Here is a 25,712-nt window from a genome sequence, read left to right on the forward strand (position 1 = left end):
CTGGCCTCACCCAAACACGGCCGTGACAAGATCCAGGAGCCCGCGTTTCACATCCTCGTCATCCGTCAGCGGTTCTATCATCGCGGCCAGAACCGCCCTTTCAACCGGCATGCCCTGCGCGATCAATGTGGCGGCATAGACAACGAGACGGGTGGAAACACCCTCCTCGAGGTCCTGCCCCTTCAATGCGCGCAGCTTTCCTGCAAGCCGGACGAGGGAACTGACCCGGTCGCGCTCGAGACCGCTTTCCTGTGCCACAACTTCGGTTTCGAGGTCAGGCGGTGGAAAATCGAACTCGAGCGAGATGAACCGCTGGCGGGTCGAGGGTTTGAGTGTCTTGAGGATATTCTGGTATCCGGGATTATAGGAGGCGACCAGCATGAAACCCGGAGCGGCGGCAAGTTCCTCGCCGGTCCGGTCGATCGGCAGTGTCCTGCGGTCGTCGGTCAATGGGTGCAGCACGACGGTCACGTCCTTGCGCGCCTCGACGACTTCGTCGAGATAGCAGATCGCGCCTTCCCGCGCCGCCCGCGTCAAGGGCCCATCGACCCAGATTGTTTCCCCGCCCTTCAGAAGGTACCGGCCGATCAGGTCGGCCGCGGCGAGGTCGTCATGACAGGCAACCGTATAAAGTTTTCGGCCGAGCCTTTGGGCCATATGGGCGACGAAGCGGGTCTTGCCGCACCCTGTCGGTCCCTTGAGCAGGACCGGCAGGCCGTTCCGGTGAGCGGCCTCGAAGACGTCGCACTCATCGCCCTGGTTCAGGTAGAAAGGGGCGTCAGCCGCCCCTCTCGCCAGGGATACACTACCTTCCATTTCGCTCACTCCGCTGGTGTTCCGACGGCATCGCCCGATTGAATGACTTCACGCCGGGGCACCGCGATCGCATAGATGAACAGGAAAGCTCCAAGCACGAAGGCCGCGCCCGCGCCGAAGCGCATCCAGTAGAACACGAGCAGCTGATCCTGAACGTCCATGTAGTATTCCCCCATGACCCGCTGCAGGTGCGTTTGCACGGTTCCGGCGAATGTCAGGACGAAGGTCATGAACGCCATGCCGCCCGACATCAGCCAGAAGGAGGCCATGTTGAGAACCTGGTTGTACGGATCGCGACCGCGCAGGATCGGCATGGCGTAGGTGATGATCGCCAGGTTCAGCGACACATAGGCGCCGAAGAAGGCCAGGTGACCGTGGGCCGCGGTAATCTGGGTGCCGTGGGTGTAATAGTTCACACCGTGCAGGGTGTGCAGGAACCCCCAGACGCCGGCACCGAAGAAGGCAAGCGTCGCGCAGCCGAGCGACCACAGCAGTGCCGCGTTGTTCGGATGGTTGCGCCGGCCTTTCCAGACCATGACGAAGGCAAAGGCCATCATCGCGAAGAACGGTACGACTTCCAGCGAGGAGAAGATCGATCCGATCCACTGCCAGTAACCGGGAGTCCCGATCCAGTAGTAGTGGTGTCCGGTGCCGAGGATACCCGAGAAGAGAGCCGCCGCGACGATGACATATAGCCATTTTTCGACGACCTCCCGGTCCACCCCCGTGAGCTTCAGCATCAGATACGCCAGAACGGACGCCATGATCAGTTCCCAGACACCCTCGACCCACAGGTGGACGATGTTCCACCAATACTGCTTGTCCAGGGCCAGGTTCGAGGGATTGTAGAAACTGAACAGGAACAGAAGCGCCAGCCCCCACAATCCCAGCAGCAGAATGTTGGTGATCGCGGTCTTCTTGCCTTTCAGAACCGTCATGGTGACGTTGTAAAGGAAGATGAGGGCCGCCACGACGATACCGGCCTTGACCCATTTGGGTTGTTCGATGAACTCGCGTCCCTCACGACCGAGCAGCCAATTGCCTTCGAACAGGTTGAAGACATAGGTCAGGACCACGCCAAGCGTGCCGACGACCAGAATGATGAGTTGCAGGTAGGCAAGTTTCGTGGAGTGGATTTCCCGTTCGGCTTCCTCCGGGATCAGAAAATAGGCCGATCCCATGAAACCGAGCAGCAGCCAGACGATCAGGCTGTTGGTGTGGAGCATTCGGACAATGTTGAACGGCAGGATTTCGGAGAGGAAGTTGGGCGAGACGTAGATCCACCCCGCCAGCAGTCCTCCGAGCACCTGGACGGCGAACAGCCCCAGCGCGACTGCGAAATACGCCAGGGCGACCTTCTGCGATTGATATTTCATAGCGGTATCCTTCAACGTTCAAATCAGCCGGCGTCGTTCGGCGGCCAATCCTGGGCATCGATCTTGTCGGTCCAGATCAGGAAGTTGGAGAGGTCACGGATTTCCTCATCCGTGAGATGGAATTGCGGCATCTGCCTGCGGCCTTCGATGCCTGTCGGCTGGGATTCCATCCAGCCCTTGAGGGTCTCGAAAGCCTGGTCGGGGTCATCCAGAACCCCCCAGCGGGTCATCACGTTTCCGACTTCCGGCGCGAAGTAGGCGCCTTCTCCCAGGATCGTGTGACAGTTGATACAGGCCTTTTCTTCCCAGACCCGCTTTCCGGCAGCCACGCTTTCCGTGAGCGTGGACGCATCCGTCGACGTGCTGGTGATGTAGAGATGGCTGTGGACCGACAGTCCGACAAAGATGATGATGAAGAACAGCGACCCGCCATAAAATATGTTCCGGGCCATGCTTTTGGTCATGACTTCGCGCATCGCGGGTTCCTTTCCCCCGAGTTGATCCTCCGCAGAAGGTTGACAGCGCGAAGTCGGATTTCCTTAACCAAAGTCAAGCGGGCAAAAAGGCGTGTAGATTCGCAAGAGATACGCGATAGAGACGCTCTGGATGCTTGTCTAAAGGATTGGGCCGAAAGTGCTTCGGCTTAAAATACTCGAAGCCTGCGACAATTTGGTGCAGAATTATTTTCCGGGAAACGAAATCAGGTAGAAAAATCAGGCTGCTAACGGAGCGGATTCTGCGGCTGGTGAGCGCCGATCCCTGCAACTTAGACGACTGCAAAATCTGCCAAGTTAACGAAAGTCAAGGACCGCTGTCCGAACCAGGCGCACCGTCCGGCTGCCTCACCAGTCGAACGGAGACAAATCATGATCCCGACACGAGCCATTCGCAGAAAGGCACTGCTGATGAGTGTGGCTTTCACGCTCGGCTTAACAGCATTCGGCGCTTCTGCTCAGGAAAAGCCAGAGGACCACGGGAGCGGACCCACCGCTGCCTACGAACCAAGCATGACGACCCTCGGCCAGCTGAAGGTTGAAATTCCCGGACGCAAGGAAGGCGATCCGGTGATGACGCAGGACGAGTATCAACAAGCCAACCAGATCTACTTCGAACGCTGTGCGGGCTGCCACGGGGTGCTTCGCAAGGGCGCGACCGGCAAGCCTCTGACCACCGACATCACGCGTGAAAACGGCTTCGAGTATCTGCGCGATTTCATCACCTACGGCTCTCCGGCAGGCATGCCGAACTGGGGAACCTCCGGTGAGTTGACCGAAGAACAGGTCGACATGATGGCCCGTTACATTCTGCTCGAGCCGGCATCCCCGCCGGAATTCGGCATGCCGGAGATGCGCGCAAGCTGGAAGCTTATCGTCAAGCCGGAAGACCGGCCGACGAAAAAGATGAACGACATCGACATCGACAATCTGTTCTCGGTCACCTTGCGTGACAGCGGTCAGATCGCCCTGATAGATGGTGAGACATACGAGATCCACGCGGTGATCGACACCGGATACGCGGTCCACATTTCGCGGATTTCCGCGTCCGGCCGCTATCTCTTCGTGATCGGCCGCGACGCCCTTGTGAACATGATCGATCTCTGGATGGAGACACCGGCGACGGTCGCACAGATCAAGGTCGGTTCCGAGGCCCGGTCCATTGAAACGTCCAAGATGAAGGGTTGGGAAGACAAGTATGCGATCGCCGGGTCCTACTGGCCGCCGCAATATGTGATCATGGACGGCGACACTCTCGAGCCGCTCAAGATCAAGTCCACCCGCGGCATGGTCTACGACGATCAGACCTACCACCCGGAACCTCGCGTGGCGGCTATCGTGGCGTCCCACTACAATCCGGAATTCATCGTCAATGTGAAGGAGACCGGCAAGATTCTTCTGGTCGACTACTCGGATATCAAGAACCTGAGAGTGACCGAGATCGAAGCCGAACGCTTCCTGCATGACGGAGGGTTCGACAGCACCAAACGGTACTTCCTGACTGCTGCGAATGCCCGCGGCAAGGTGGCGGTGATCGACACCAAGGAAGGCTCGCTCACGGCGATCCTGGAAACCGAAGGAGAGACACCGCATCCGGGCCGCGGCGCCAACCTGAACCACCCGACGTTCGGCCCTGTCTGGGCAACGTCCCACCTCGGTGACGAGACGATCGCGCTGATCGGAACCGATCCGGAAGGACACCCCGAGCATGCCTGGAAGATGGTTCAGCAGCTCTATGGCCTCGGCGGCGGCTCCCTCTTCGTGAAGTCGCATCCCAACTCGAACCATCTTTACGTCGACGCACCGCTCAATCCGGATGCGGAGACCTCCGGTTCGATCGCGGTCTTCAAGGTCGACGAACTGACGAAGGAAGAACCGGAGTACACGGTTCTGCCGATCGTCGAATGGGCGGATGTCGCCGACGGTCAGCCGCGTGTTGTCCAGGGCGAATTCGACCAGGCTGGTGAGGAGATCTGGTTCTCCGTCTGGAACGCCAAGGACAAGGAAAGCGCCATCGTCATTGTCGACGACAAGACGCTGGCCCTGAAACACGTGATCAAGGACGAGCGCCTGATCACGCCGACAGGCAAGTTCAACGTCTTCAACACTCGCTCCGATATCTACTGATGTCGGCTCCGGGGGGCGGGTTCCGCCCCCCGGCCTCAGGTCATAACCCAACCGGCAGGAACCCAAGATGAAACAACCCGGTAAGGTCTATCTGATCGGCGCGGGGCCCGGCGACCCCGAACTCCTGACGTTGCGTGCTCTGCGCATGCTGAAAGAAGCGGACGCGGTTGTTTATGACCGCCTGGTATCGCCTGAAGTCCTGGCGCTCGCGCCCTCCCGTGCGGAGAAGATACCGGTCGGAAAATCGCCGAACCATCATCCGGTACCTCAACAGGTCATCAACGAGATATTGTGCGATCTGGCGTTGGAAGGCCTTACGGTCGCCCGCCTCAAGGGGGGCGATCCGCTTGTCTTCGGGCGTGGATCGGAAGAAGCCCTCCACCTGAGTTCCTTCGGAATTCCCGTCGAATACGCTGCCGGCATCACCGCCGCGCAGGGTGTGGCTTCGGCAACGGGAGTTCCGTTGACACATCGCGGTCTCGCCTCAGGCGTTCGCTTCGTGACAGGTCACCGGCAGGCGAACGGCACGCTGGATCTCGATTGGAAAGGGCTGGCCTGCGAAGACACGACGCTCGTCGTCTACATGGGCGTTTCGAGCATCGGCTTGATCGCGATGCGGCTCGTCGCCGAAGGCTTAAGCAACGGCACCCCTGTTCTAGCGATCGCCAACGCCACCACCCCTGGCGAAAAACGCGTCTTGTCGAATCTGGGCCGTGTCGTGCTCGACGTTCGGGACGCGGGGCTGAAGTCACCGGTGCTGTTCGTCATCGGCAAGGTGGTCACACTGAGCGCGGAGTGGCCTTCGAACGCCGTGAACCGATTGTTGACCAAGGCTGGCGGCGAGGCAGCCGGAAGGCTTGTCCATGCTTAAGACGGTTCTGATCGTGCTGTTCTGCCTCTCCGCGATAACCAGCCTGGCGCTTGCGGCGGAAGACAGCTCGCCCGACGCGTTGATCAGTCTGGTTCATCAGGATTGCGGGTCCTGCCACGGCATGACGCTGAAAGGCGGACTCGGTCCGGATATTCGTCCCGGTGCGCTGGCTCACTACGACATCGAAACGCTTTCCACGGTTGTTCTGGACGGTATCCCGGAAACGGCCATGCCGCCCTGGCGTCCGCTCCTGAGTGAAGCAGACGCCAAAAGGATTGCCGAGTATCTTCTGAGAGGAGATATGAAATGAAATGGGTTCTCGCAGTTCTCCTGACGGCCTGCCTTTCGGCCAATGTCTCTGCGCAATCTGTCGTTTCGACGGGTGACCTCGGTCTGGTGGTCGAAAGGGCGAACGGTTCCCTGCTTCTCGTGGACCAGTCCGAGCACACCGCGATTGCCCGGATCGAAGGTCTGGGCGATCTTTCCCATGCAAGTCTCGTCTATTCGCCCGATCAGCGTTTCGCCTATGTGTTCGGACGCGACGGCGGTCTCACCAAGGTTGACATCGTCGAAAAGAGGATTGCCGGCCGCGTCGTGCAATCGGGCAATGCCATCGGCGGCGCCATCTCCGACGACGGTACCCTCGTCGCCGTCTCCAACTATGAGCCCGGAGGCGTGCGCATATTCGATGCCGGCACGCTGGAAATGGTTGCCGACATCCCGACGGGGTCCAAGACCATCGGTCTTGTCGATGCGCCCGGCCGCCGCTTCGTCTTCACGCTCTGGGATGCGGGAGAGACCTGGATCGCCGACCTTTCGGAGGGAGCGCCAAATATCACCAGGATCGCCGACATCGGCCGCAATCCCTACGATGCCCTCATCACCGGCGATGGCCGGCTGTATATCGCGGGCCTCTTCGGCGAGGACGGCCTGACAGCGCTCGATCTCTGGGAAGAGACACCGAAGCCGATCCGGGTTTTGCCGGAATACGGCCGGGGCGAAGCTGAAATGCCCGTCTACAAGATGCCGCACCTGGAAGGCTGGGCGAAAGCCGGCAACGAGTTCGTGCTGCCTGCCGTCGGCCATTACGAGGTTCTCTGGATCGACGGAAAAACCCTGGAAGAAACCGGCCGCACCGGAACATACGGCCAACCCGTCTTCGCCATGGCGCGCCCCGACGGCCGTCAGGTCTGGGTGAACTTCGCCCATCCGCTCAACGACACGATCCAGGTCATCGATACGCTGACCAAGACGGTCGTTCATGAATTCAAGCCGGGTCCGGCCGTTCTGCACATGGAGTTCACGCCGCGCGGTCACCAGGTCTGGGTATCGGTGCGCGATGCCGGCAAGGTTGCGATCTACGACACGAGAACCTTCGAGAAGCTTGGAGAGATCGAGGCGGACCACCCGTCCGGGATATTCTTCACGGCCAGGGCGCACAGGACGGGGCTTTGAGCGATGGAACGGATCGGCGACCCCATTGACCTGAGACTGCTGGACGATTGGCAGCGCAACCTGCCGATCGTGCCGCGTCCCTTTTTCTCCATTGGCCAGGACCTCGGGTGCGGTGAAAAGGAGGTTGTTAGGCGGCTAAATATCCTCATGGCTTCCGGCAAGATCACACGCGTCGGAGCGACCTGCGCGCCCAATACGGTATCGGCAAGCACCCTGGCCGCCCTGGCGGCTCCGGAGGAAAAACTTGAAGCCGTCGCGGAAGTCGTCGGTCGCCAGCCCGGCGTCAACCATTCCTATCAGCGGGAAGATCGGTGGAACCTCTGGTTCGTCGCCACCGGACCCGACAAGTCTCATGTGACCGGGGTTCTGCGCGATATCGAGCTGCAAACCGGTTTGCGTGTTCTCGACCTGCCATTGGTCAGACCGTTCAATGTCGATCTCGGCTTCAGCCTGAATGGCGGAATGAGCCGGCCACCAGTGCCCCGGCCGGTTCAGAAAGAGCGGTTGCGGGAGGGAGACAACGACCTCCTGCAGCTGCTCACCACAGGCATGCCCCTGACCGAAAGGCCGTTTTTGCGGATCGCCGAAACCTTGAACAGGCGCGAAGAGGACGTCCTGGAACGGGTCTCCATTCTGCAGGAGGCAGGTATCATCGCCCGCCTTGGCGTGATTGTCCGGCACCGGGCCCTCGGCTGGCGGGCAAATGCGATGGTGGTCTGGGATATCGAGCCCGAGCGGATCGATCTGGCAGGCCCGCAGTTGGCCGCGCAATCCGGCGTTACACTGTGTTACGAGCGCCACCCGGTTCAGGGCGTCTGGCCTTTCCGGCTCTACTGCATGATCCATGCGCAGAGCCGGAAAAACGCGCTTGAAACGCTGGCAAGGGTCTCGCGCCTGCCCGAGCTTGAAGGCGTGCCCCACCGGGTGTTGTTCTCGAGCCGCTGTTTCAAGCAGACAGGCGCGATGATCGCGCACCGGGGAGCCGCGGCATGACCGAACAGCTCTCCGACCTCGACCGGCAATTGATCAACCGCCTGCAGGATGACCTGCCGCTCGTCTCGCATCCCTTCACGGCGCTCGGCGAAAGTCTGGGTCTTTCGGAACAGGAGGTCGTCGACAGGATACGCCGGCTCCGGGACGACGGCCTGCTGACGAGGTTCGGCCCGTTTTTCGATGCCGAAGCGCTCGGCGGCGCTTTTTGCCTGTGCGCCATGACGGTTCCCGAAGACCGCTTCGAAGCCGTCTTAACCAAAGTCAATGCCCACGCCGAAGTCGCGCATAACTATCAAAGGGACCACAGCCTGAACATGTGGTTTGTGCTGGCGACCGAAAATCGCGGGGACATCATGAGAGTAGCAAAGGACATCGAACACGACACGGGTCTTGAGGTTCTCCTTTTTCCCAAGAAACGCGAGTTCTTCGTCGGTTTCCGGGTGAACGCATGAAACTGGATCCAAAAGACAGGGCGATTGTCGAAGCCACGCAGGCCGGTTTGCCGCTTGTTCCGCAACCGTTCGCGGTTGTCGCCGAGAGCCTGGGCATGCCGGAGGAAGAACTGCTGGAGCGGCTTGCCAGTCTCAAGGCGAGAGGCATCGTCCGCAGGATCGGCGCCGCCCCCAATCACTATCGCCTGGGCATGACCGCAAACGGCATGTCGGTCTGGGATGTCGACGACGCCGTGGTCGATACTCTGGGTGAACAGATCGGCGCTTTGCCGTTCGTCACCCATTGTTATCGCCGTCCGCGCGCGCTTCCGGTCTGGCCCTACAACCTCTTCGCCATGGTGCATGGCGCCGACCGCGCCGAGGTCCTGAGCAAGCGGGACAGGATCAAGGACCTTCTCTCGGACGCGTGCCGCGCGAACGACATCCTGTTCTCGACACGAATCCTCAAGAAAACAGGCATGCGGCTGCGCAAGAAGAAAGGCTGAAGGATGTTTCGTCTGTCGGAATACATGCAGCAGATCGTCGATCCGGCGCCGCTGCGCACACGAACCCGCAAGGGACCCGTGAAGCCTGTGGTCATCTGGAACCTGACCCGGCGGTGCAACCTGAAATGCCGGCATTGCTACACGGTCTCCGCAGATGTCGATTTTCCCGGCGAACTCTCCCATGAGCAGGCAATGGACACGCTGGAGGACCTCGGACGCTTCGGCATCCCCGCGCTGATCCTCTCGGGAGGCGAACCGCTGGACCGCAAGGACCTGTTCGAGATCGCGCAGCGTGCCCGGCCTCTGGTGCGCATGCTCGCGTTGTCCACCAATGGCACGAAATTGCATGGAGAGGCCGCCGACCGTGTCGCCGAGATAGGCTTCGACTATGTCGGCATATCCATTGACGGTATCGGCAAGACCAACGACTGGTTCCGCGGTGTCGAGGGCGCCTACCGGTCGGCCCTGCGCGGCGTGCGCGAATGCAAGGCGCGCGGGATCAAGGTCGGGCTGCGCTTCACACTGACGGAAGGCAATCACGAAAGCCTCCCGGATCTCTTGCGACTTTGCGACGACGAGGGCGTCGACAAGTTCTATCTTTCCCATCTCGTCTATGCCGGGCGCGGCGACAAGCACCGCGGCGAGGATGCCGAGCACAAGCGGTCGCGCTGGGCGATGGACCTTCTGCTCGACCGTGCCTGGCAGGGCGCCAGCGGCGGTCGGAAACTCGACATCGTGACCGGCAACAACGACGCCGACGCGGTCTATTTCCTGAACTGGGTCGGCGAGACCTTCGGCGGGACGACGGCCGCGCGTATCCGGGAGCACCTGGTCGCCTGGGGCGGCAACTCCTCGGGCCTCGGCGTCGCCAACATCGATACGCTGGGCAATGTCCACCCGGACACCTACTGGTCAGCCTATACAATCGGCAGCGTCAAGAGCACGCCCTTTTCAGAGCTCTGGACAGGGAGCGACGCGATGCTCGCCCGGCTCAGAACGCGGCCGAGACCGCTCAAGGGCCGTTGCGGGTCCTGCGCGTTTCAGAGTGTGTGCGGCGGCAACACCCGCATCCGCGCTCTGCAGTTGACCGGTGACCCCTGGGCCGAAGATCCCGCCTGCTACCTGAGCGACGCGGAGATCGGCCTTGACGGTGCCGCCGTTGAACGTCTGACCGTGACCCCATTCAGAGGAAAGCGCCATGATCCGGCTCATCGCTTCGCTTAGCGTCCTCCTGCTGCTGTCCGGGGCGCTGCTTGCCGACCCGGCTGAAGACTATGCGGACAATTGTGCGGAATGCCACGGCGCAGCCCGCCTCGGAGGCATCGGCCCCGCCCTGATCCCCCAGACCCTCGGCCGCATGCGCGGCCCCAACCTCGTGTCCGTCATCCGCGACGGCCGCAAGGCAACACAGATGCCTGCTTTTGGCGACCTGCTGTCCGGAGAGCAGGTTGAGGATCTTGCCGCCTTCCTCAAGGAGCCTCTGGCGGAGGTGCCGGACTGGGAGCCTGCGGATATTGAGGCAAGTCTTGTCCTCAACGAAGACTACGCTCCTCCGGTCGAACCGCGCTGGTCTTCCGACCCGATGAACATCACGCTGGTCGTCGAAACGGGCGATCATCATGTCAGCGTGCTCGACGGCGACACTTTTGAAACGCTGGACCGGTTCGAGACGCCGTTTGCCGTTCATGGCGGGCCGAAGTTCACACCGGAAGGCCGGTATGTCTTCATCATGTCGCGAGACGGCTGGGTTCAGAAATACGACCTTTACGCCCTTCAGGAAGTAGGCCGGATCCGAGCCGGTCTGAACAGCCGCAACATCGCCATAAGCCACGACGGCAAGTGGCTGGCGGTTGCCAATTACCTGCCGATGACCATGACACTTCTGTCCACGGAAGACCTGTCGGTGGCAAGGGTCATGAATGTGGCCGGAAAGGACGGCAAGGCGAGCCGCGTTTCGGCGGTCTACCAGGCGCCCAACCGCAAGAGCTTCATCCTCGCCCTCAAGGATGCGGCGGAAATCTGGGAAGTGGCCACAGACCCGAACGCGGAACCAGTCTATGAAGGCTTCGTCCACAGCCGCGAGAAAGGCATGGTCGAGGCCCTGCCGTCGTCGCAAGGCCTGTTCGCGCGCCGGCGTATCAAGATCGCCGAACCGTTGGACGACTTTTTCTTTGACGACGATTACCGGCATCTGATCGGCGCGTCGCGCGACGGTGCGCGAGGCGTTGTCGTCAATCTAAATGTCGGCCGTGAAATCGCCGAACTGCCGCTGGAAGGGATGCCGCATCTCGGGTCCGGCATCAGTTGGCGGCGCGACGGCCACAGGGTCATGGCGACCCCGCACCTGAAGGACGGCAAGCTGTCGGTCGTCGACACGGAAACCTGGGAACGGATCGCGACGATCAGGACCGACGGGCCGGGTTTTTTTCTCAGAAGCCATGAAAACACACCCTACTTCTGGGCCGACGTTTTCTTCGGTCCGAACAAGGATGTGATGCATGTGATCGACAAGGAGAGCCTTGAGATCGTCAAGACGCTCCGGCCGGTCGAAGGCGCAACCGTTGCCCATGTCGAATTCACCCGCGACGGACGCCATGCCCTCGTTTCCGTCTGGGAGGACGACGGGATGGTGATCGTCTACGACGCCGCCACGCTGGAAGAGGTCAAACGACTGCCGATGCGCAAACCTTCGGGGAAATACAATGTCTGGAACAAGATCACCTTCTCGGAAGGAACGAGCCATTGAAGCCTTCATCGTTGCTCATGGACAGCCGTCGGAGCCGGAAGCAGGTGAGGAACATCTGCGCGCACTTGCACAAAAGGTCCGGGTGTCCCTTCCGGACTGGACCGTCCGCTCGGCGACACTTGCTCTTCCCGGCGCGTTGGAACGCGCTCTTGAGAATTGCGGTCCCAAGCCGCTGGTTTTCCCGGTTTTCATGGCGGATGGCTGGTTTACGCAAAAAGCCCTGGCCGGCCGTCTGCGGGGCACGAGCGCACGACAGCTCTCCGCGCTAGGAACGCACCCGGAATTGCCGAGGCTCGCGGCGCGCCTGTTGCGCAGGGCGGCCGAACGGGCGGGCTGGGCTCATCGCGGCTTCGAGGTTCTCCTCGCCGCCCATGGATCGGCAACGGGATCGGCCGCCGCGGCCTGCACGATGCGCTTCGCCGACCAGCTGTCTTGCCGCCTGTCGGAGACACAGATCCGGGTCGGTTTCCTGGAACAGGAGCCGCGGCTTGCGGAGGCCGCTTCGCATTGTGGCCTGCGAACCCTCGCTCTGCCGCTGTTTGCCGGAGCCGGAGGTCATCCCACACGAGACGTTCCCGAAGCGCTCGACCGTGCCGGTTTCCAGGGACTTCGGCTGAAACCGCTTGGCGAAGCCTACTTCATTCCTGATCTGATTGCCCATGCGCTCAAATGTGCCGCTCAAATCGGGAACCTGGCGGCATGACACGGACTGAAAACGGCTGGCCGGTGCGCACCCTGTGTCTGGTGCTCTATCCCTTCACCGCGGCGGCCGTGGCGATCAATCTTTTCATGCTGAGCCTGATGGGCCAGGCCATCGGCCTGCCTGCACTCGCTCCCATCACGACGATCTGGATCAGCATTCCTCTCGGCGTGCCGGCAACATGGTTCGCGGCGAAATGGGTTCGCCGGTTGATGGACGAAGCCGATGGAGATGATCCTCCGGTCTCCTGAGCAAACCCTCGATCCGGGCGCCGACATCGGGAAGATCTATCGGATGCCGGATTTTCTGGCCTGAACCGGGCGCAATTCAAGCAGAGGGCATTGAATGACCGGACTGCCGCCATTTAAAAATGCGCTACGAATAGCAGGTGGCTTTGCGTTGCTCTTCGGTGCGCTGACCGTTGTTTCTGGCGGTTTCGTCCTGTTTGGCGGGCAGACTGCTATGCAACTCGCCGGAGATGCCGTCCGGTTTGTCGTCTGGTTCAATTTTCTGGCAGGTGCGGCCTATATGGCAGCAGGCATCGGGATGCTCCGGCGAAAGCGGTGGGCTTGTTGGCTCGCCCTGGCGATCCTTGCGAGTACGGTGGCCGTCATTTGCGCGTTTGCCGTTCATGTCATCCTGGGGCACGCCTACGAGACAAGAACCTGGCTCGCGTTGACGTTCAGAGCCGCTCTTTGGGCCGTCAATTCATGGATCGCCTGGAAGGCTTTGAGGAAGGCGCGCCCGGCCTGTTGACTGAGCTCGCCGGTAAATCGCGCCTGTCGTCAGAAGCTTTAGACGACCCACCCCTGAGTGCCGTCATCGCGGACCACAAAGGCCCTTGTTCCGTCGAAGGCAGCCAGCGACCGTTTGAGATCGCTCTCGCGGCAGACCAGCGCTGCTGTCGATAGACCGTCGGCGATGGCCGCCGTGCGCGCCACGACGCTTGCCCCGGCGAGCCCGTTTTTGACCGTCAGCCCGGTTCTCGGGTCGAGAATGTGCGACTGGCGTCCCTCCGGGTCGAATGTCGTGCCGCGCCGCGCCGAACTTGCGACCGCCGCATCTGCCAGCTGGATTCCAACCCTGGAGCCGTCGCGTTCAGGGGCCGGGCGCAGGGTGACGGACCAGCCGGCTTCGTGGCCGGCGTCGACTGGATCGGGACCATGTCCCTGGGCAGATATTTCGCCAAGATCCACCACGACGTTCCGGCACCCGTTGGCTGAAAGCAATGCCGCCACCCTGTCGGTAACCGCCCCCTGGGCAATTCCGTTGAGCGTCAGCGCCATGCCGGGTTTCAGAAGACTGATTTCATCCTGCAGGACGCGGACATTCCCGAAGCCTGTCCGGCTCCTGGCTTCGGCAAAGCTGCCGGCGTGTTTTTCCCCAACGGCCTTCTGCGCGTAATACTGCCACAAGGGTTGGACTGTAGGATCGAAGGCTCCGGCAGTGACCGCGTGTATTCGGCTGCAAAGGCCGAGGAGCTCCAGCATCTCAAAAGACGGCGCCTGGAGCCGTCCGGTCCGGTTCAGCCGAGACAGCTCGCTCTCGGGTCTGTAAAGACTGAAGATGTTTTCCAGGCGCCGGATTTCCGCCTCGACCATGGAGAACAAGCGGCGGGCCTCTTCCGCATCGTGGTGGATGAGGTTGACTTCCGCCCGGGCGCCAAGCGCTATTCCTGTCCAGCGGTGCAGCGATGCGGTCCCGGCCGCCGCGGCTGCCGGTAGCGCGAGGCCGGCCGCGGCGGTCGCACAGATTTTGAGGAACCGCCTGCGGTCCATCCGGTTCGAATTCGGTCTGCCCGGCGTCATTTCGGAACCTCGTTCCGGCTTTCGGCCGGCAAAGGGGAAGCCGAAGAAAGTTCGACAGACCCCAGGACGTAGCTTTCCGGGATCTCTCCCAGCCGGACGACGCTGCCACCGTTGCCTTCCGCGAACCGTGCTGCGCCGGTTTCGCTGCCGAAGGGGATGGCTTCCGGCGCGCCCATGCCGCCGTTCCTTGTGCTTCCAATGACGAACCAGGCTTGCTCGGCGTCGATCCAGTTGTCTTTTCCCGGATGCGCCCAGGTCTCCGCCCTGTCCATGTCGTTCACGTAGATGGCGGCGATGTTTTTCGGTTCTTCGGGAGACAGCCTGAAGGCGACGGCATCCCGAACCTGGGTGAACCAGATCGGGTTCGGGTTTCCCGTCAGGTGGATCTGCGCCTTGGGACCGTCATGTTCCAGAACCGTCATCTGGCAATAGTGGCCGGCGGCTTCCGGTGTCAGGGCGACCGCCGCGGGCCTGGCGATCTGCGCCTCCTCCTGGCACGCGGTCAACAGAAGGAAGGCAAAGAGAACGGATAGACCGGTTTTCATGGTGCAATTCTCCGTACGAGCAGGACCGAAGCCGCAAATGTCAGGGCGGCAAAGGCGGCAAGGGAGGCGAGCGCGAGGGCCGGGTCGAACGGAAGAGCTTCCGTGACGCCGGCCATCCCGCCGACCAGGTCGCTTGCGCCGAGCGCTGCAAGATTGAACAGGCGGAACGCGTCCGCGGGGTTGATCAGAACCGCATAGGGAAAGAACTCGGATGCGAATGCGCCGCTCGGGTTGGCGACCAGCGCGCCGAGGAGTGCAAGGTCGTAGAGCACGACCAGCACCAGCCAGGCGGCGATCGAGGCGGCCGCGGCGGTTCTGGATTGCCGGGTGAGCGAACTCAGCAGATACCCGACGGCCAGAAAGCAGATGCCGAGCAGGATCGATGTCGCGATCAGGCGGAGGAAATCCGTCAGCCCGGCGACGGACCCCGATCCGAGCAGAACCAGGAGACCCGCCGTCAACCCATAGCCGGCCACGAGTGCAAAAGACAGAACCAGCGTGTGACCGGCAGCCTTGCCGAGGAGGAATTCGAAGCGCGAGATCGGGCAGGAGAGGGTCATGAGCAAAGTGCCCCGCTCGACCTCGCCGCAAATGGCGTCGAATGCCAGAAGCAAGGCGATCAGCGGAACCAGATAGACGGAAAGACTCGCCAGCGAGGCAACCGTGATCGTCAGGCGGTCGACACCCAGCGTTCCGGCCGGCGCAGATCCGAGCAAGGCGAGCGCCAGCGAAAAGACCGCAAGAATGACCGCGGCAAGCAGGATCCACCTGTTGCGGATACCGATCCGGATTTCCTGTCCGGCTACGGTGAGTATTCGGGAGAGCATTGGTCAGGTCTCCTTTTGAGCCGCGTTGGAAAAATGCCGGTAGACGTCGTCCAGGCTCGGGGCGTGAACGTCAACGTCCTCGACCAGATCTCCCAGGGCGCCGATCGCCGAGAGCGTGCGGATCTTGTCATCGGCGCGGCAGTCGAACTCGACCGAACGGCCGTTCACGCGTCCGCCGCCCAGGCTTTCCGACACCTGGGCAAGGTCTTCCGGTCGGGTCCAGACCTTCAGGCGGATCGGCAGTCCGGCCTGGGTACGCAACCGGCTGAGATCGTCATCGGCGACGAGCCGTCCCTTGGAGAGAATAAGAACCCTGTCGGTTCTTGCCTCGAGTTCGGTCAGCGCGTGGGACGAGAGCAGCACCGTCGTACCCCGGTTGGCGATTTCACCGATCAGTTCGTAGACATTCTGTCTGGAAACGGGATCGAGGCCGGAAGTGGGCTCATCCAGAAGCACAAGACGCGGATGACCGATGAGCGCCTGTGCAAGTCCGAGACGCTGACGCATGCCCTTGGAATAAGTGCCGACCCGGCGTTTCGCGGCATCCGCAAGGCCGACCCTCTCCAGCAGATCCATCGCCCCGGAGGGCTTTTCCCCCTTCAGACGGGCGTAGAAGACCAGGACTTCCTTGCCGGTCAGTGACGCCGGAAACGCGACCGACTCGGGCAGATAGGCAGTGTTGCGGCGGGCCTCATGACTGCCTGGAGCCGCGCCAAGGACCGAGATGCCGCCGCCGTCGCTTTTCAGGAAGCCGAGAACGAGCTTGAAGAGTGTCGTCTTGCCGGCGCCGTTGTGACCGAGCAAGGCGATGCGTTCGCCGGGGCTCAGGCTGAAGGAAACCCGGTCCACGGCCTTGTAACCGGAAAAGGATTTGCAAACGTCCTGCACCTTGAGCGTTGGTTGAGTCATCCTTGGACTCCCGAATTCGGCACGGACCGTGCCGGTGGATGCATCAGCGGAGCGTTGTCGACGATCCCGCCGGGAAGAAGGGCCGGAAACTGGGACTGGGTCCAGCGCAGAAGCTGGACCGCCGGACTGCCGATCAGGAGTTTGGCCGACGGCTGGGTCCACAGGACCTGGTCGACCATGTCGTTCGGACGGTAGGCGGTATCGGCAAGGCCGTCGCCGTTCATGTCGAAGGCCGGATGGTCGCTCCAGAAATTTCCGCGTCCGTCGGTGCTCCAGTCGAGCTGGCGGCTGCCGACATACTTCACCTGCGTCCTGTTGCCGACGAAGGCGTTTTCCCTGAACGCGTTATTCGCCGACCCGGCGGTGAAGTGAATGCCGATGGGACACCCCTGGAAAAGGTTGCCGGTGACCTCGTTCTTGTTGGCGTTGTACATGAACAGGCATTTCTCGCCGCCGCCCTCAACCTGGTTGTCCCGGATTTTGGAATGATTGGCGTAGTTCAGCATCAAACCGTGGTTCCGGTCACCGATCGAAAGGTTGCCGCGGACAGTGAGCCGGTCTGAAAACATCAGCGCATAGCCAATGTCGTTGCCTTCGGAGACGTTGTTTTCGATCACGCCCCGGTTGCCATGCATGTAGTGAACCGCAAAGCGAAGCGTTTCGAACCGGTTGTTTCGAAATGTGTCCTTGTGGCTGGTATTGACGAATATCCCGTCCCGGCCGAAACGGATCGTGTTGAATTCGGCCAGAAGATCAGGTGCATTCCAGACGTAGATCCCGTTGCCGCGCTCGTTCATGCGCAGGTCCTGCCGGCCTTCGATCAGATTGTTGGCGACAACGGCGTTGCGGGCGCCATGGACATCGACACCTGTCAGGTTGTTCAGGATCCTGTTGTCCCGGACGATCGCTCGATGGGCGGTCTTGGTGAGCTTCACACCGGCGTCGAGGGTTTCCTGCGAAAGCCCCGACCCCGTCAGGGTCAGACCAATGATAGCCGCATCCGGCGCGGTGACCGTAATGACGCTGCCCGTTCCGTCGCCGACGACACGGGCAGTACCCGCGCCGGTCAGGGTAACCGCTTTGTCGAGAACGATCGGACCGTCATGATCGCCGGGCGCAAGCCGGAGAACGTCTCCGGCCTGTGCTTTTTTCAGTACGTCTTGCAAGGCACCCTGTTCGGCGGCAACGGACCAGTCCTTCGCCGCGGCGGCTCCGCAGGCCGCGATAAACGCGGCAAGAACGGTTACTTGTCCCGCAAATTTGAACAGGGCGCGTTGCATGGTCAGACGTTCCTTGGCTCGACAAACATCCGGCCGCGCATCTCCATGTGAAGAGCGTGGCAGAACCACTGGCAGTAGTACCAGTGCACGCCGGGACGCTCGGCGACGAAGGTCACCGATGCCGTGGCCTGAGGTGCGACTTCCATGGCGACACCGTAGTTCGACAGGCAGAAGCCGTGGGTCAGGTCGTCGATATCGTCGATATTCGTGACATAGACCGTGACCTCGTCTCCTTGCTTCACGGTGAATTTCTCGAGGCTGAAGGTCGGTGCAACCGAGTGCATGTAGACCCGCACCTTGTTGCCGTCGCGAATGATGTCCTCGGCACTTTCAAGGTCCACGCCGTCTGCTTCGGCCTGCTTGATCGCATCCGCGAACATCGGGTCGTCCCGGTTCCAGACGATTGCCGGGTTCACCTTGGACCTGTGTACGATGATGCTGTCATGCGGTTCGGCGAAAGTCGGTCCGTCATGAACCACTTTCATTTCGTCGCCGGAAATGTCGATGAGCTGCTCGTTTTCAGGTTTCAGCGGACCGACATTCAGGAAGCGGTCCTTTGAAAACTTGTTCATCGAGATCAGCCACTTGCCGTCCGCTTCCGCGGTCTCGCCCATGGACGTGGAATTGTGGCCGGGCTGATAATGGACGTCGACCTTTGAGATGATGGGATCGACGTCTTCCCCGGCATAGGCACGGATCGCCTTGTCCAGGTTCCATTTCACCACCTGGCTGTCCAGGAACAGGGTGGTGAAGGCGTTGCCCTTGCCGTCGAACGCCGTGTGCAGCGGACCGAGGCCGAGCTGCGGCTCGCCGACCACCGCCGAGCGTGGGTCGGCATTGTCGCTGAACAGCGCGTCCACCTTGGTCACGTCGATGATCGAGACGGTCGGCGACAGTTTGCCGTTGATGACGATGTGCTTCTTGTCCGGAGCCGCGTTACAGCCGTGGGGGCTGTTCGGGATCGGGATGTAGCGGGTGAACTGGGAATTGGCCGGCTTGCGTCCGTCGAGAACCGGCACGCCGTTGTGCTCCTCGTAGTTCCCGGCCTTCACCGCGTCCTCGATCGCCTTGATGTTGAAGACAACGCAGTGATCCAGCTCGTTTTCGGTCATTTCGGCAAGGTTCATGCCCATTTCCGAGTTGTAGCTGGTCGAAAAGGCGTATTTGCCCTGATAGTCGGCATCGCAGTTGTCGAGGTTGCCGGAAACCAGCACCTGCCACGCGACCTTCATTTCATCGCCGTCGATCGCCGTGAAGATACAGCTGTACTTGGACGGATCGTCGAGGATCTTGCCGTCGTTGACCAGCGGAGCCTCGTGCTCGCCATTGGCGAAGATATATCCGGTGCGCGGATACTTCTGAGGCCGCATGCCGTGAATGTCGTGCGCGTTGGGGATCTCGAGGATCTTGTCGCATTTCATTGTCGTGCAGTTGATGCGGGCAACGCGGGTGTTCGCCTTGTCGTTGGCGAAGATATAGCGTCCGTCATAGGTGCCGTCGGTGAACGACATGTGCGGGTGGTGCAGGTCGCCATTGTCATAGGTGACCTTGCCCTGAGCGGCGAGATAGGCCTTGGTTTCGGGGAGCAGACCCTCAGTCAGGATCTTGAGCGACTCGTTGGTCTGGCCCCAGCCGGTCGCCGAGCAACGGTTGAAGACGGGAATGCGCATCAGTTCGCGCATCGACGGGACGCCGAGAATGCGCAGCTCTCCGGTCTGGCCTGACGACCAGAAACCGTAATATTCGTCCAGTTCTCCGGGAGAGAGTTCGAATTTCTGGTGACCGTCCTGCGCGAAAACCGGGGTGGCACCGGAAACGGCGACGGCACCCATTCCTGCGACGACGGCGGTCTTGGCAGTACCGCCCAGAAGATCCCGGCGGGATACGCCTCGTTTTTCTTCAGATTCCTTCATGGCTATACTCCTTCGTTTGCCTCGTGAAGGTTATTCGGCGGGAACCGGATGGGCGTCAGCCGCCTCCGTTTCCGGTTTCGCCAGACCTGTCTGCTTCTCGAAACGGCGTCTCTTCGCCAGTTTCTTGATGCAGACGGGACATTTCTGGTCGTGCTGATAGAGCACCTGGCAATGCAGGCAGTTCAGGCACTCGTTCGGGTTGATGTGGCCCTCCGGATGGATCGCCTGGACCATGCATTCGTTGGCGCAGCGGTGGCACGGATTGCCGCATTCGCGGTAGCGCTTCAGCCAGTCGAACATCCTCAGCCTTGCCGGTATCGCCAGAGCCGCGCCAAGCGGACACAGGTACCGGCAGTAGAAGCGCTCGATGAACAGGCCGGCGGTCAGAAGCACGACAACGAAGAGAACGAACGGCCAGGCGCGCTGGAACTTCAGGATGATGGCGGTCTTGAATGGTTCGACCTCGGCGTAATGCTCGGCGACATCCAGCGAATAAAGCGACAGTCCGAACAGCACGAGAAAGATCATGTACTTGATCGGCCAAAGGCGCTCGTGCAAACCCCAGGGAACTTCGAACTGGGGGATGCGGCAGAACTTCGCCAGCCTGTTGGTCAGTTCCTGCAGGGCGCCGAAGGGGCAAAGCCAGCCACAATAGGCGCCGCGCCCCCAGAAGAGCAGGGCAGCCGCCACCGAAAACCACAGCAGAAAGACCAGCGGGTCCATCAGGAAGGCATCCCAGCTGAAATCGGTGGTCAGCGCCGAGAAGAAGGCGAGAACATTGACGACGGAGAGCTGAGCGTTTTCCATCCAGCCCAGCCAGACGAGCGTGAAGGTCAGAAAGGCGATGCGGAACCAGAAGGTGAAGCGCTCGTTGCGCGTGACCTGCATCTGGAAAAAGAACACCAGCGTCAGCACGCCGACCGCGGTTGCCAGAACCACAACATCGGTTTTCCGGTCGTCCCAGATGCGCGCCCAGAGTGCACGCGGAGCGCCGTCGTCTGCGGCCGCTGCTCCATCGGCCGGATCGCGTGGCGCGGCTCCTTCCGGTGGGGCGACCGTTTTCAGGTAGGTTTCCGGGAGTCTGTAGCCGAGGTCGAAGGTCAGAAAGACCTTGTCGATCGGCCCGACGGCCCGCTGAACGAGAAGCTGCAGCCGGAAATCCCCGGCGGGATCGAACTCGGAATCCGCCGGAATGATGAACAGGTCCATTTCGGTGAAGGCTGGCGCACCGTCGGTGGCAATCTCGCCGACGCGGGTCTGCTGACGGTCGTGGAACCGTACGGAAATGTCGTCCTGGATCAACTGGATGCGGTCGAAAATGCCTCCGCGCACGTAGCCCGATCCCTTAAAGGAATAGCGACCCCGCCCCATGACGAGAAGCGCGTGCTCTCCCTCCTTCAGTCGCTTTTGAAGGTTCGCGTATTCCGCGTCTCCCAGCAGGGACAGTCCGATGGAGGGCACATCGGCGAGTGCGAGATAAAGATCGATGAAGGTATCGGTCTCCGGACCGCTTTCCGGACGGCCAATGGCCCGTGCATCGCCTTGCTCGGCAAATGCCTGGTTGATCTGAGCGACGTCGAGCGACAGACGGCGAACCGACCCGTCGCCGGTCAGGGTCATCCAGTCCTGAACATCCTGTTTCGAAGCATCGATTTCCTTCGCGGGACCGGATGGTCCGGCCTCGACGGCAAGTCCGCCCAGACCGAGCGCGCGCGCGACCTTCAATCCGGCCCGGACGATTGAATCGTCGATGACCATGATGGTAACGGTCGCCCCGGAGATGATGTCCAGATCGTGCGCGGAGCCGCCGCTTTCGGCCTCGGCCTTGAGGTCGAGGCCGGCGTATTTCTCGGTAACGGCCTTGATCTTGCTGTCCGGGATCCCGATCAGAACGATCGGCTCGGAGTGTTTCACCAGGCGAACCCCGGTAAGTACGGCATTCGGATCGACGCCAACGAGCGTGTGGATCGGCTTGCCGGAGTATCCCGTTGTCGAAACGAAGTCCGAGGTCAGGAAAACCCAACCGATCGTCTCGCCGCCCTTCAGGGCCGGGACGACCGGAGCGTCCTCCCGGATCGCGCCATAGGTCTCTGCACCAGGCACCAGTTCGGAGACGGAAGTCGTCTCCAGGAAGCGTCCGACATCCGATGCGAAGGACTGTTCCGTGACCGTCAGAGTTGCCGCGAGGGCGAAGCAGAGGAAAACAGCGAATTTTTGCAGGCAGCGTGGCACTTAAGAGCCTCCGAACCGCTCGACGTTATATTTGTTCGACAGTTCAGTCGCACAGTCAGACCGGTTTGGAATTGACGCTGGTCAAGTAAATGTAAAAAAACATAAAGTTAAATTTCACTATATTATAATATATGAAAGTATAGTTGGAAAATGAAATCCCGAAAAAGCGGAATTATAAATATATATCGGATTTCATATCTTTCTAATACTGAATTCGACTCCTGTTGCACGCAACCCGAAACGTCGCTGCGTCCGAGCAACCTTCGGGCGCGTGCCGGTCTATTTTCTCATCCTGGGCGTTGTCAGAATCGGGAAATAGACGCCGACATAAAGACTGAAGGCGACAACCCAGAGAAAGCCCGACAACAATACGGTTTCGAAGTAGCCCAGGACGGGCAGCGCGAAGGTACGCACCAGCGCGGCTGCGATCAGAAGTCCGTAAGCAAGAACGACCGGCCCGGATACCGTCAGCGGACGGCCGGAATGACCGAGGGACGCCCGCGTCATCATGGCCAGCGTCATGCCGCCGATCCCGCCGATCGCCAGAAGATGAAGCGCGGCGGTTTCGCTGAGCATGTTCGTCAGCAGGCTCAAACCGTAGATGAGGTATCCACCTGCCGTCAGCAGATATGCGATATGCAGGATCCAGAGGATCGGGTTCTTCAGGGTCGTCCACCCTTTCCAGCCGGCAAGGCGCAGCAAGTTGACCGCACCGGTGGCAATGCAAAGTCCGGCGAGGATCTGAAATGGGACGAAAGGCAGGCTTGCGAGCGTCGTCAGCATCGCAAACAGGATGCCCGCCTTGTCCGCTATCGCATGCGATTGGGGAAGGGCCCCTCCATGTCCCTGTCTGTTCAAGGCGTTTCTTGTGAAGGCGGGCACCACCCTGCCTCCGACAATGACGATCATCGCAGCACTTGCGAAAATCGCGAGACGGACACCGGCTTCCGCATCTCCCGGAGTCCATTCGATCCAGTCCAGATGCATCATCAGATTGCCGGTAAAAAGAGCGGCCAGCAGAAACAGGAACACAAGGTTTCGCATCTGAGACTTCTGTGCGAGACGGCCGAGAATGGCTGTAGACAGAATGGGAATGAAGGCAAGATCGATCAGTGCGACCACTACCGGATCGAATACGGCAGAAAACCAGACGGCAAGGCGGCCTAGGAACCAGACCGCCCCGCTGAAGGCGATGAACTTGGCTTTCGGTTCGTCGGTCCCCGTCCAGTTCGGCACCGCCGTTACGAAAAATCCGGCCATGACGGCAGCTGTGTAGCCGAACATCATTTCATGGGCATGCCAGAGATGGGGTGCCATGCGCATGGGAACGGCGACGAATGCGCCTCCGGCGGCATGAACCCCGAGCCAGATGAACCAGGCAAGCATCGCAAAAACGGAAAAAAGTCCGGCACCCAGAAAATAAAACCGGAACCCGGCAGCAAACACGGTCGGGATACGGGGTGACTTGTTGGTTTGCCGCGAATGAAGCGCTGCCGACATGAACCTGCCTCACGAGTGGAGAGCCATAACTCAGTGCCATGTCCCGGCATCTTTTTCGCCGGGACTGCCTGCCGGCATATTCACAGACTTGAAAAGCCTGGGTCTTGACCATCGTCAAGAGGCCGAAAAATTATGAGTTTAAAAATCAGAAAATGGAGCGGGCCTGAACCTCCGCTCTATCGGCTGACACGAGTACGGTGCCCCATGACGGAAGACGGCTGGACGAATTTCATTGCGGCCTTTGCCGTTTTCTTCGCGTCTCATGTGCTTCTTGTCCGCCCGCCGGTCCGGCCCGTGCTGGTGGGCTTTCTGAAGCCCGGCGGTTTTTCCGCCGCCTATTCGCTTTTGTCCCTGGGGATTCTCTGGTGGCTCATGGAGGCTGCGCAAGCCGCGCCTTACGTGGAGCTCTGGCCCTGGGCTCCCTGGCAAAACTTCGTTCCGGTCATCACCATGCTTCCCGTTTGCCTGATCCTGGCCTTCTCCATCGGCTGCCCCAATCCGTTTTCCTTCGGGGGGTTCAAAAACGAACGTTTCGATCCGCAGCACCCGGGAATTGTCAAATGGATGCGCCATCCGATCCTGGTTGCTCTGTTGCTGTGGTCGGGGGCTCATATTGTCCCGAACGGGAATCTCGCCCATGTGATCCTGTTCGGAGCATTCGCCGTTTTCTCCCTGGCAGGCATGAAAATCATCGACAAGAGAAAACGGCGCGAGCAGGGAGAAGGCTGGCAAGCGTTGCGTCTGCAGATGCAATCCGGCGCCGTCTTGCCTGGTCACTCGAAAGCCGTCCTGAAACGCTTTGCGGCGGCTGCCGCCGTCTACATCCTCTTGTTGCTCCTTCACCCGGTGTTCGCGGGCGTGGATCCGCTCGCATCGATCTGGTGAAGCCGGCATGCGCGCTGGCGCAGGGGTCATGTCTTCGGAGAGAGCCTGGCCAGTTCCGTGAGGTGTCTGGCGCAGCGGTCGGCGCGATCGGCGAGGAATTTCAGGCTTTCGGCATGGTCGCGCATTTCCTGCGCGCTCAAAGGCTGCTCCTCCAGTCGGGCAAGGTCCGACATGAACGCAATGCCTGAATCGAGCTGCGCATAATCCGTGACGATAGTCCGGATCAGCTCCTTGCGAAGTCTGAGTTTCCGCCAGGCTTCTATCGCGACGATTGTCCGGTCCAGCTGGTCCCTGCAGGTACACGGCATGTCGAGCCGCGCCAATTCGCGATGGATCTGCTCCATCACATCGCAGCAGCTCTCATCGGAGGCGGCCCCGTTTTCAACTAGGCCGGAAGGGCGATCTTCTTCCATCCCGGATCTCCGGTTAGATAGGCGTTGCACAAGGGACCGGGCAGATCCATTTCGGTCAGGCGCGCTTCCAGGCCGCCAGCGTCGATGGCGCCATCCAGGAAGGCCCGGAATGCTTTCAGGACACCGGTCATGTCGAGCGAGTGCGGCGACAGGCGGAGCCGTTTTATACCGGCCGCCCTGAGCTGCCCGCTGGCAAGTCCCGCGAAGTGACAGGCATCTGAAAGGGTCTGGATGCCGTTTGCTGCCAGAAATCGCGCTCCGTCAAGCGTTGCGACGTCCATCCCGTCCGGGTCCTTGTCGCAGACGAATTGGCACGAGTCCTTGCGCAATCCGTGTGCCCTTGCGTGGTAGCAGCGGGACGAAAGCGCCAGCGGCAGTCTGCCGAAAGCGAAGAGTTCCACATCCACTTCCGGGACAAGCGCGGCGATCTTCTGGATCGAGGCGAGCGGGAGTTCAGCAGGCGGACACCAGCTCACCGCGCCTCGGGCGGAGAGAAATCCGAGACTGGCTTCATTGTAGATATTGAGAAACGGTCCGGCTGTGAAAGTACGGCCGCTGCAGGCGGGGACCATGGACATGTCGTTGATTTCGATCGCCATGTCATAAGCCGCCTGCTGAACGAGTATGTTCCGCTCGCGCTTGTTGACCGGTTGCGCGAGGGTCGACAGCACGACCTCCTTTCCCGCGCGTGTCAGGACATCGATCGCCTCGGGCCACACGGGATCGTTGAACGGCATGCGTTTTCCGCAGACGACTTCGCCAAGGTAAACCCGGTCGACTGGTGCGTCCTCGGCGATCCGTCTGTAGAAGTCCAGGAGCCTTTCGGCTGGCCAGTTGAACAGGCACGGGCCCAGAGCCAGTTCGATGGGAGAGGTGTCCGTCATG

At 60.9% G+C, this 25,712-nt stretch carries 26 protein-coding genes; 13 read left to right on the plus strand and 13 right to left on the minus strand.

Going from position 1 to position 25,712, the window contains the following annotated elements; all coding sequences use genetic code 11:
* Positions 1–6: 6 nt before the first annotated feature.
* From JF539_RS20225 to JF539_RS20235, 3 genes are read right to left on the minus strand one after another with little or no spacing between them, the layout of a single operon-like run.
* Entirely contained in the window at positions 7–816 is an 810-nt protein-coding gene (locus JF539_RS20225) for a CbbQ/NirQ/NorQ/GpvN family protein (RefSeq protein ID WP_207142554.1), read from the minus strand.
* Between the two features lie 5 nt (positions 817–821).
* Positions 822–2,192: a cbb3-type cytochrome c oxidase subunit I gene (locus JF539_RS20230; protein WP_207142555.1), complete on the minus strand. Its 1,371-nt coding sequence runs from the start codon at positions 2,190–2,192 to the stop codon at positions 822–824.
* Between the two features lie 23 nt (positions 2,193–2,215).
* On the minus strand, positions 2,216–2,668 hold the full coding sequence (locus JF539_RS20235; protein ID WP_207142556.1) for a c-type cytochrome: 453 nt from the start codon (positions 2,666–2,668) through the stop codon (positions 2,216–2,218).
* Between the two features lie 390 nt (positions 2,669–3,058).
* Here JF539_RS20235 and JF539_RS20240 point away from each other — a divergent pair, with 390 nt between their 5' ends.
* The 12 genes from JF539_RS20240 (at position 3,059) to JF539_RS20295 (ending at position 13,271) form a co-directional block, all read left to right on the plus strand.
* On the plus strand, positions 3,059–4,813 hold the full coding sequence (locus tag JF539_RS20240; protein WP_328809277.1) for a cytochrome D1 domain-containing protein: 1,755 nt from the start codon (positions 3,059–3,061) through the stop codon (positions 4,811–4,813).
* A 67-nt stretch (positions 4,814–4,880) separates the two neighbouring features.
* Complete coding sequence (cobA, locus tag JF539_RS20245; RefSeq protein ID WP_207142557.1) at positions 4,881–5,684, plus strand: uroporphyrinogen-III C-methyltransferase; 804 nt, start codon at positions 4,881–4,883, stop codon at positions 5,682–5,684.
* A complete protein-coding gene (locus JF539_RS20250; RefSeq protein ID WP_207142558.1) occupies positions 5,677–5,994 on the plus strand; it encodes a c-type cytochrome in 318 nt (105 codons plus the stop codon). The genes cobA and JF539_RS20250 overlap by 8 nt, the downstream gene beginning before the upstream one ends.
* Positions 5,991–7,139 (plus strand): cytochrome D1 domain-containing protein, encoded by a 1,149-nt coding sequence (locus JF539_RS20255; protein WP_207142559.1) that lies wholly within the window; start codon positions 5,991–5,993, stop codon positions 7,137–7,139. The genes JF539_RS20250 and JF539_RS20255 overlap by 4 nt, the downstream gene beginning before the upstream one ends.
* A gap of 3 nt (positions 7,140–7,142) precedes the next feature.
* Positions 7,143–8,132, plus strand: coding sequence for an Lrp/AsnC family transcriptional regulator (locus JF539_RS20260; protein ID WP_207142560.1), 990 nt, complete (start codon positions 7,143–7,145; stop codon positions 8,130–8,132).
* Positions 8,129–8,584, plus strand: a complete 456-nt coding sequence (locus JF539_RS20265) for an Lrp/AsnC family transcriptional regulator (RefSeq protein ID WP_207142561.1) — start codon at positions 8,129–8,131, stop codon at positions 8,582–8,584. Before JF539_RS20260 ends, JF539_RS20265 begins: the two co-directional genes overlap by 4 nt.
* A complete protein-coding gene (locus tag JF539_RS20270) occupies positions 8,581–9,069 on the plus strand; it encodes an Lrp/AsnC family transcriptional regulator (RefSeq protein WP_207142562.1) in 489 nt (162 codons plus the stop codon). Before JF539_RS20265 ends, JF539_RS20270 begins: the two co-directional genes overlap by 4 nt.
* Positions 9,070–9,072: 3 nt before the next feature.
* Positions 9,073–10,293 (plus strand): heme d1 biosynthesis radical SAM protein NirJ, encoded by a 1,221-nt coding sequence (nirJ, locus tag JF539_RS20275; RefSeq protein WP_207142563.1) that lies wholly within the window; start codon positions 9,073–9,075, stop codon positions 10,291–10,293.
* Positions 10,268–11,815 (plus strand): nitrite reductase, encoded by a 1,548-nt coding sequence (locus JF539_RS20280; RefSeq protein WP_207142564.1) that lies wholly within the window; start codon positions 10,268–10,270, stop codon positions 11,813–11,815. Before nirJ ends, JF539_RS20280 begins: the two co-directional genes overlap by 26 nt.
* Positions 11,772–12,518, plus strand: coding sequence for a CbiX/SirB N-terminal domain-containing protein (locus JF539_RS20285; RefSeq protein ID WP_207142565.1), 747 nt, complete (start codon positions 11,772–11,774; stop codon positions 12,516–12,518). The genes JF539_RS20280 and JF539_RS20285 overlap by 44 nt, the downstream gene beginning before the upstream one ends.
* Complete coding sequence (locus JF539_RS20290) at positions 12,515–12,766, plus strand: hypothetical protein (RefSeq protein ID WP_207142566.1); 252 nt, start codon at positions 12,515–12,517, stop codon at positions 12,764–12,766. Before JF539_RS20285 ends, JF539_RS20290 begins: the two co-directional genes overlap by 4 nt.
* Before the next feature lie 94 nt (positions 12,767–12,860).
* The gene (locus tag JF539_RS20295) at positions 12,861–13,271 is read left to right on the plus strand and encodes a hypothetical protein (RefSeq protein WP_207142567.1); all 411 of its coding nucleotides are present in this window, start codon (positions 12,861–12,863) and stop codon (positions 13,269–13,271) included.
* 38 nt (positions 13,272–13,309) lie between these two features.
* Here JF539_RS20295 and JF539_RS20300 read toward each other — a convergent pair whose 3' ends face one another.
* From JF539_RS20300 to JF539_RS20335, 8 genes are all read right to left on the minus strand, one after another.
* A complete protein-coding gene (locus JF539_RS20300) occupies positions 13,310–14,323 on the minus strand; it encodes an FAD:protein FMN transferase (RefSeq protein ID WP_209017463.1) in 1,014 nt (337 codons plus the stop codon).
* Positions 14,320–14,868, minus strand: a complete 549-nt coding sequence (locus JF539_RS20305) for a nitrous oxide reductase accessory protein NosL (RefSeq protein ID WP_207142568.1) — start codon at positions 14,866–14,868, stop codon at positions 14,320–14,322. Before JF539_RS20305 ends, JF539_RS20300 begins: the two co-directional genes overlap by 4 nt.
* The gene (locus JF539_RS20310; protein WP_207142569.1) at positions 14,865–15,695 is read right to left on the minus strand and encodes an ABC transporter permease; all 831 of its coding nucleotides are present in this window, start codon (positions 15,693–15,695) and stop codon (positions 14,865–14,867) included. Before JF539_RS20310 ends, JF539_RS20305 begins: the two co-directional genes overlap by 4 nt.
* A 3-nt stretch (positions 15,696–15,698) precedes the next feature.
* Positions 15,699–16,604 (minus strand): ABC transporter ATP-binding protein, encoded by a 906-nt coding sequence (locus JF539_RS20315; protein WP_207142570.1) that lies wholly within the window; start codon positions 16,602–16,604, stop codon positions 15,699–15,701.
* On the minus strand, positions 16,601–17,884 hold the full coding sequence (locus tag JF539_RS20320) for a nitrous oxide reductase family maturation protein NosD (protein WP_207142571.1): 1,284 nt from the start codon (positions 17,882–17,884) through the stop codon (positions 16,601–16,603). The genes JF539_RS20315 and JF539_RS20320 overlap by 4 nt, the downstream gene beginning before the upstream one ends.
* A 2-nt stretch (positions 17,885–17,886) precedes the next feature.
* Complete coding sequence (nosZ, locus tag JF539_RS20325; RefSeq protein WP_207142572.1) at positions 17,887–19,797, minus strand: TAT-dependent nitrous-oxide reductase; 1,911 nt, start codon at positions 19,795–19,797, stop codon at positions 17,887–17,889.
* Positions 19,798–19,827: 30 nt separating this feature from the next.
* Positions 19,828–22,029 carry a 4Fe-4S binding protein gene (locus JF539_RS20330; protein ID WP_207142573.1) on the minus strand — a complete coding sequence of 734 codons (2,202 nt, stop codon included), beginning with the start codon at positions 22,027–22,029 and terminating at the stop codon, positions 19,828–19,830.
* A 279-nt stretch (positions 22,030–22,308) separates the two neighbouring features.
* A complete protein-coding gene (locus JF539_RS20335; protein WP_207142574.1) occupies positions 22,309–23,529 on the minus strand; it encodes an NnrS family protein in 1,221 nt (406 codons plus the stop codon).
* Positions 23,530–23,733: 204 nt separating this feature from the next.
* Between JF539_RS20335 and JF539_RS20340 the strand changes: the two genes are divergently transcribed.
* Positions 23,734–24,414: an NnrU family protein gene (locus JF539_RS20340; RefSeq protein WP_207142575.1), complete on the plus strand. Its 681-nt coding sequence runs from the start codon at positions 23,734–23,736 to the stop codon at positions 24,412–24,414.
* Positions 24,415–24,440: 26 nt separating this feature from the next.
* Here the strand turns inward: JF539_RS20340 and JF539_RS20345 are convergent, their stop codons facing one another.
* Together JF539_RS20345 and ubiV are read right to left on the minus strand one after the other, a co-directional pair.
* Positions 24,441–24,827 carry a hypothetical protein gene (locus JF539_RS20345; protein WP_207142576.1) on the minus strand — a complete coding sequence of 129 codons (387 nt, stop codon included), beginning with the start codon at positions 24,825–24,827 and terminating at the stop codon, positions 24,441–24,443.
* The gene (gene ubiV, locus JF539_RS20350; protein ID WP_207142577.1) at positions 24,800–25,711 is read right to left on the minus strand and encodes a ubiquinone anaerobic biosynthesis protein UbiV; all 912 of its coding nucleotides are present in this window, start codon (positions 25,709–25,711) and stop codon (positions 24,800–24,802) included. Before ubiV ends, JF539_RS20345 begins: the two co-directional genes overlap by 28 nt.
* Position 25,712 lies beyond the last annotated feature (1 nt).

Source organism: Roseibium aggregatum (genome assembly GCF_017309185.1).
Lineage (GTDB): Bacteria > Pseudomonadota > Alphaproteobacteria > Rhizobiales > Stappiaceae > Roseibium > Roseibium aggregatum_B.

Excerpts from the sequence above, each read along its gene's own strand:
- JF539_RS20225 (WP_207142554.1), bottom strand. The coding sequence starts at position 816 with ATGGAAGGTAGTGTATCCCTGGCGAGAGGGGCGGCTGACGCCCCTTTC.
- JF539_RS20230 (WP_207142555.1), bottom strand. The coding sequence starts at position 2,192 with ATGAAATATCAATCGCAGAAGGTCGCCCTGGCGTATTTCGCAGTCGCG.
- JF539_RS20235 (WP_207142556.1), bottom strand. The coding sequence starts at position 2,668 with ATGCGCGAAGTCATGACCAAAAGCATGGCCCGGAACATATTTTATGGC.
- JF539_RS20240 (WP_328809277.1), top strand. The coding sequence starts at position 3,059 with ATGATCCCGACACGAGCCATTCGCAGAAAGGCACTGCTGATGAGTGTG.
- cobA (WP_207142557.1), top strand. The coding sequence starts at position 4,881 with ATGAAACAACCCGGTAAGGTCTATCTGATCGGCGCGGGGCCCGGCGAC.
- JF539_RS20250 (WP_207142558.1), top strand. The coding sequence starts at position 5,677 with ATGCTTAAGACGGTTCTGATCGTGCTGTTCTGCCTCTCCGCGATAACC.
- JF539_RS20255 (WP_207142559.1), top strand. The coding sequence starts at position 5,991 with ATGAAATGGGTTCTCGCAGTTCTCCTGACGGCCTGCCTTTCGGCCAAT.
- JF539_RS20260 (WP_207142560.1), top strand. The coding sequence starts at position 7,143 with ATGGAACGGATCGGCGACCCCATTGACCTGAGACTGCTGGACGATTGG.
- JF539_RS20265 (WP_207142561.1), top strand. The coding sequence starts at position 8,129 with ATGACCGAACAGCTCTCCGACCTCGACCGGCAATTGATCAACCGCCTG.
- JF539_RS20270 (WP_207142562.1), top strand. The coding sequence starts at position 8,581 with ATGAAACTGGATCCAAAAGACAGGGCGATTGTCGAAGCCACGCAGGCC.
- nirJ (WP_207142563.1), top strand. The coding sequence starts at position 9,073 with ATGTTTCGTCTGTCGGAATACATGCAGCAGATCGTCGATCCGGCGCCG.
- JF539_RS20280 (WP_207142564.1), top strand. The coding sequence starts at position 10,268 with ATGATCCGGCTCATCGCTTCGCTTAGCGTCCTCCTGCTGCTGTCCGGG.
- JF539_RS20285 (WP_207142565.1), top strand. The coding sequence starts at position 11,772 with ATGTCTGGAACAAGATCACCTTCTCGGAAGGAACGAGCCATTGAAGCC.
- JF539_RS20290 (WP_207142566.1), top strand. The coding sequence starts at position 12,515 with ATGACACGGACTGAAAACGGCTGGCCGGTGCGCACCCTGTGTCTGGTG.
- JF539_RS20295 (WP_207142567.1), top strand. The coding sequence starts at position 12,861 with ATGACCGGACTGCCGCCATTTAAAAATGCGCTACGAATAGCAGGTGGC.
- JF539_RS20300 (WP_209017463.1), bottom strand. The coding sequence starts at position 14,323 with ATGACGCCGGGCAGACCGAATTCGAACCGGATGGACCGCAGGCGGTTC.
- JF539_RS20305 (WP_207142568.1), bottom strand. The coding sequence starts at position 14,868 with ATGAAAACCGGTCTATCCGTTCTCTTTGCCTTCCTTCTGTTGACCGCG.
- JF539_RS20310 (WP_207142569.1), bottom strand. The coding sequence starts at position 15,695 with ATGCTCTCCCGAATACTCACCGTAGCCGGACAGGAAATCCGGATCGGT.
- JF539_RS20315 (WP_207142570.1), bottom strand. The coding sequence starts at position 16,604 with ATGACTCAACCAACGCTCAAGGTGCAGGACGTTTGCAAATCCTTTTCC.
- JF539_RS20320 (WP_207142571.1), bottom strand. The coding sequence starts at position 17,884 with ATGCAACGCGCCCTGTTCAAATTTGCGGGACAAGTAACCGTTCTTGCC.
- nosZ (WP_207142572.1), bottom strand. The coding sequence starts at position 19,797 with ATGAAGGAATCTGAAGAAAAACGAGGCGTATCCCGCCGGGATCTTCTG.
- JF539_RS20335 (WP_207142574.1), bottom strand. The coding sequence starts at position 23,529 with ATGTCGGCAGCGCTTCATTCGCGGCAAACCAACAAGTCACCCCGTATC.
- JF539_RS20340 (WP_207142575.1), top strand. The coding sequence starts at position 23,734 with ATGACGGAAGACGGCTGGACGAATTTCATTGCGGCCTTTGCCGTTTTC.
- JF539_RS20345 (WP_207142576.1), bottom strand. The coding sequence starts at position 24,827 with ATGGAAGAAGATCGCCCTTCCGGCCTAGTTGAAAACGGGGCCGCCTCC.
- ubiV (WP_207142577.1), bottom strand. The coding sequence starts at position 25,711 with ATGACGGACACCTCTCCCATCGAACTGGCTCTGGGCCCGTGCCTGTTC.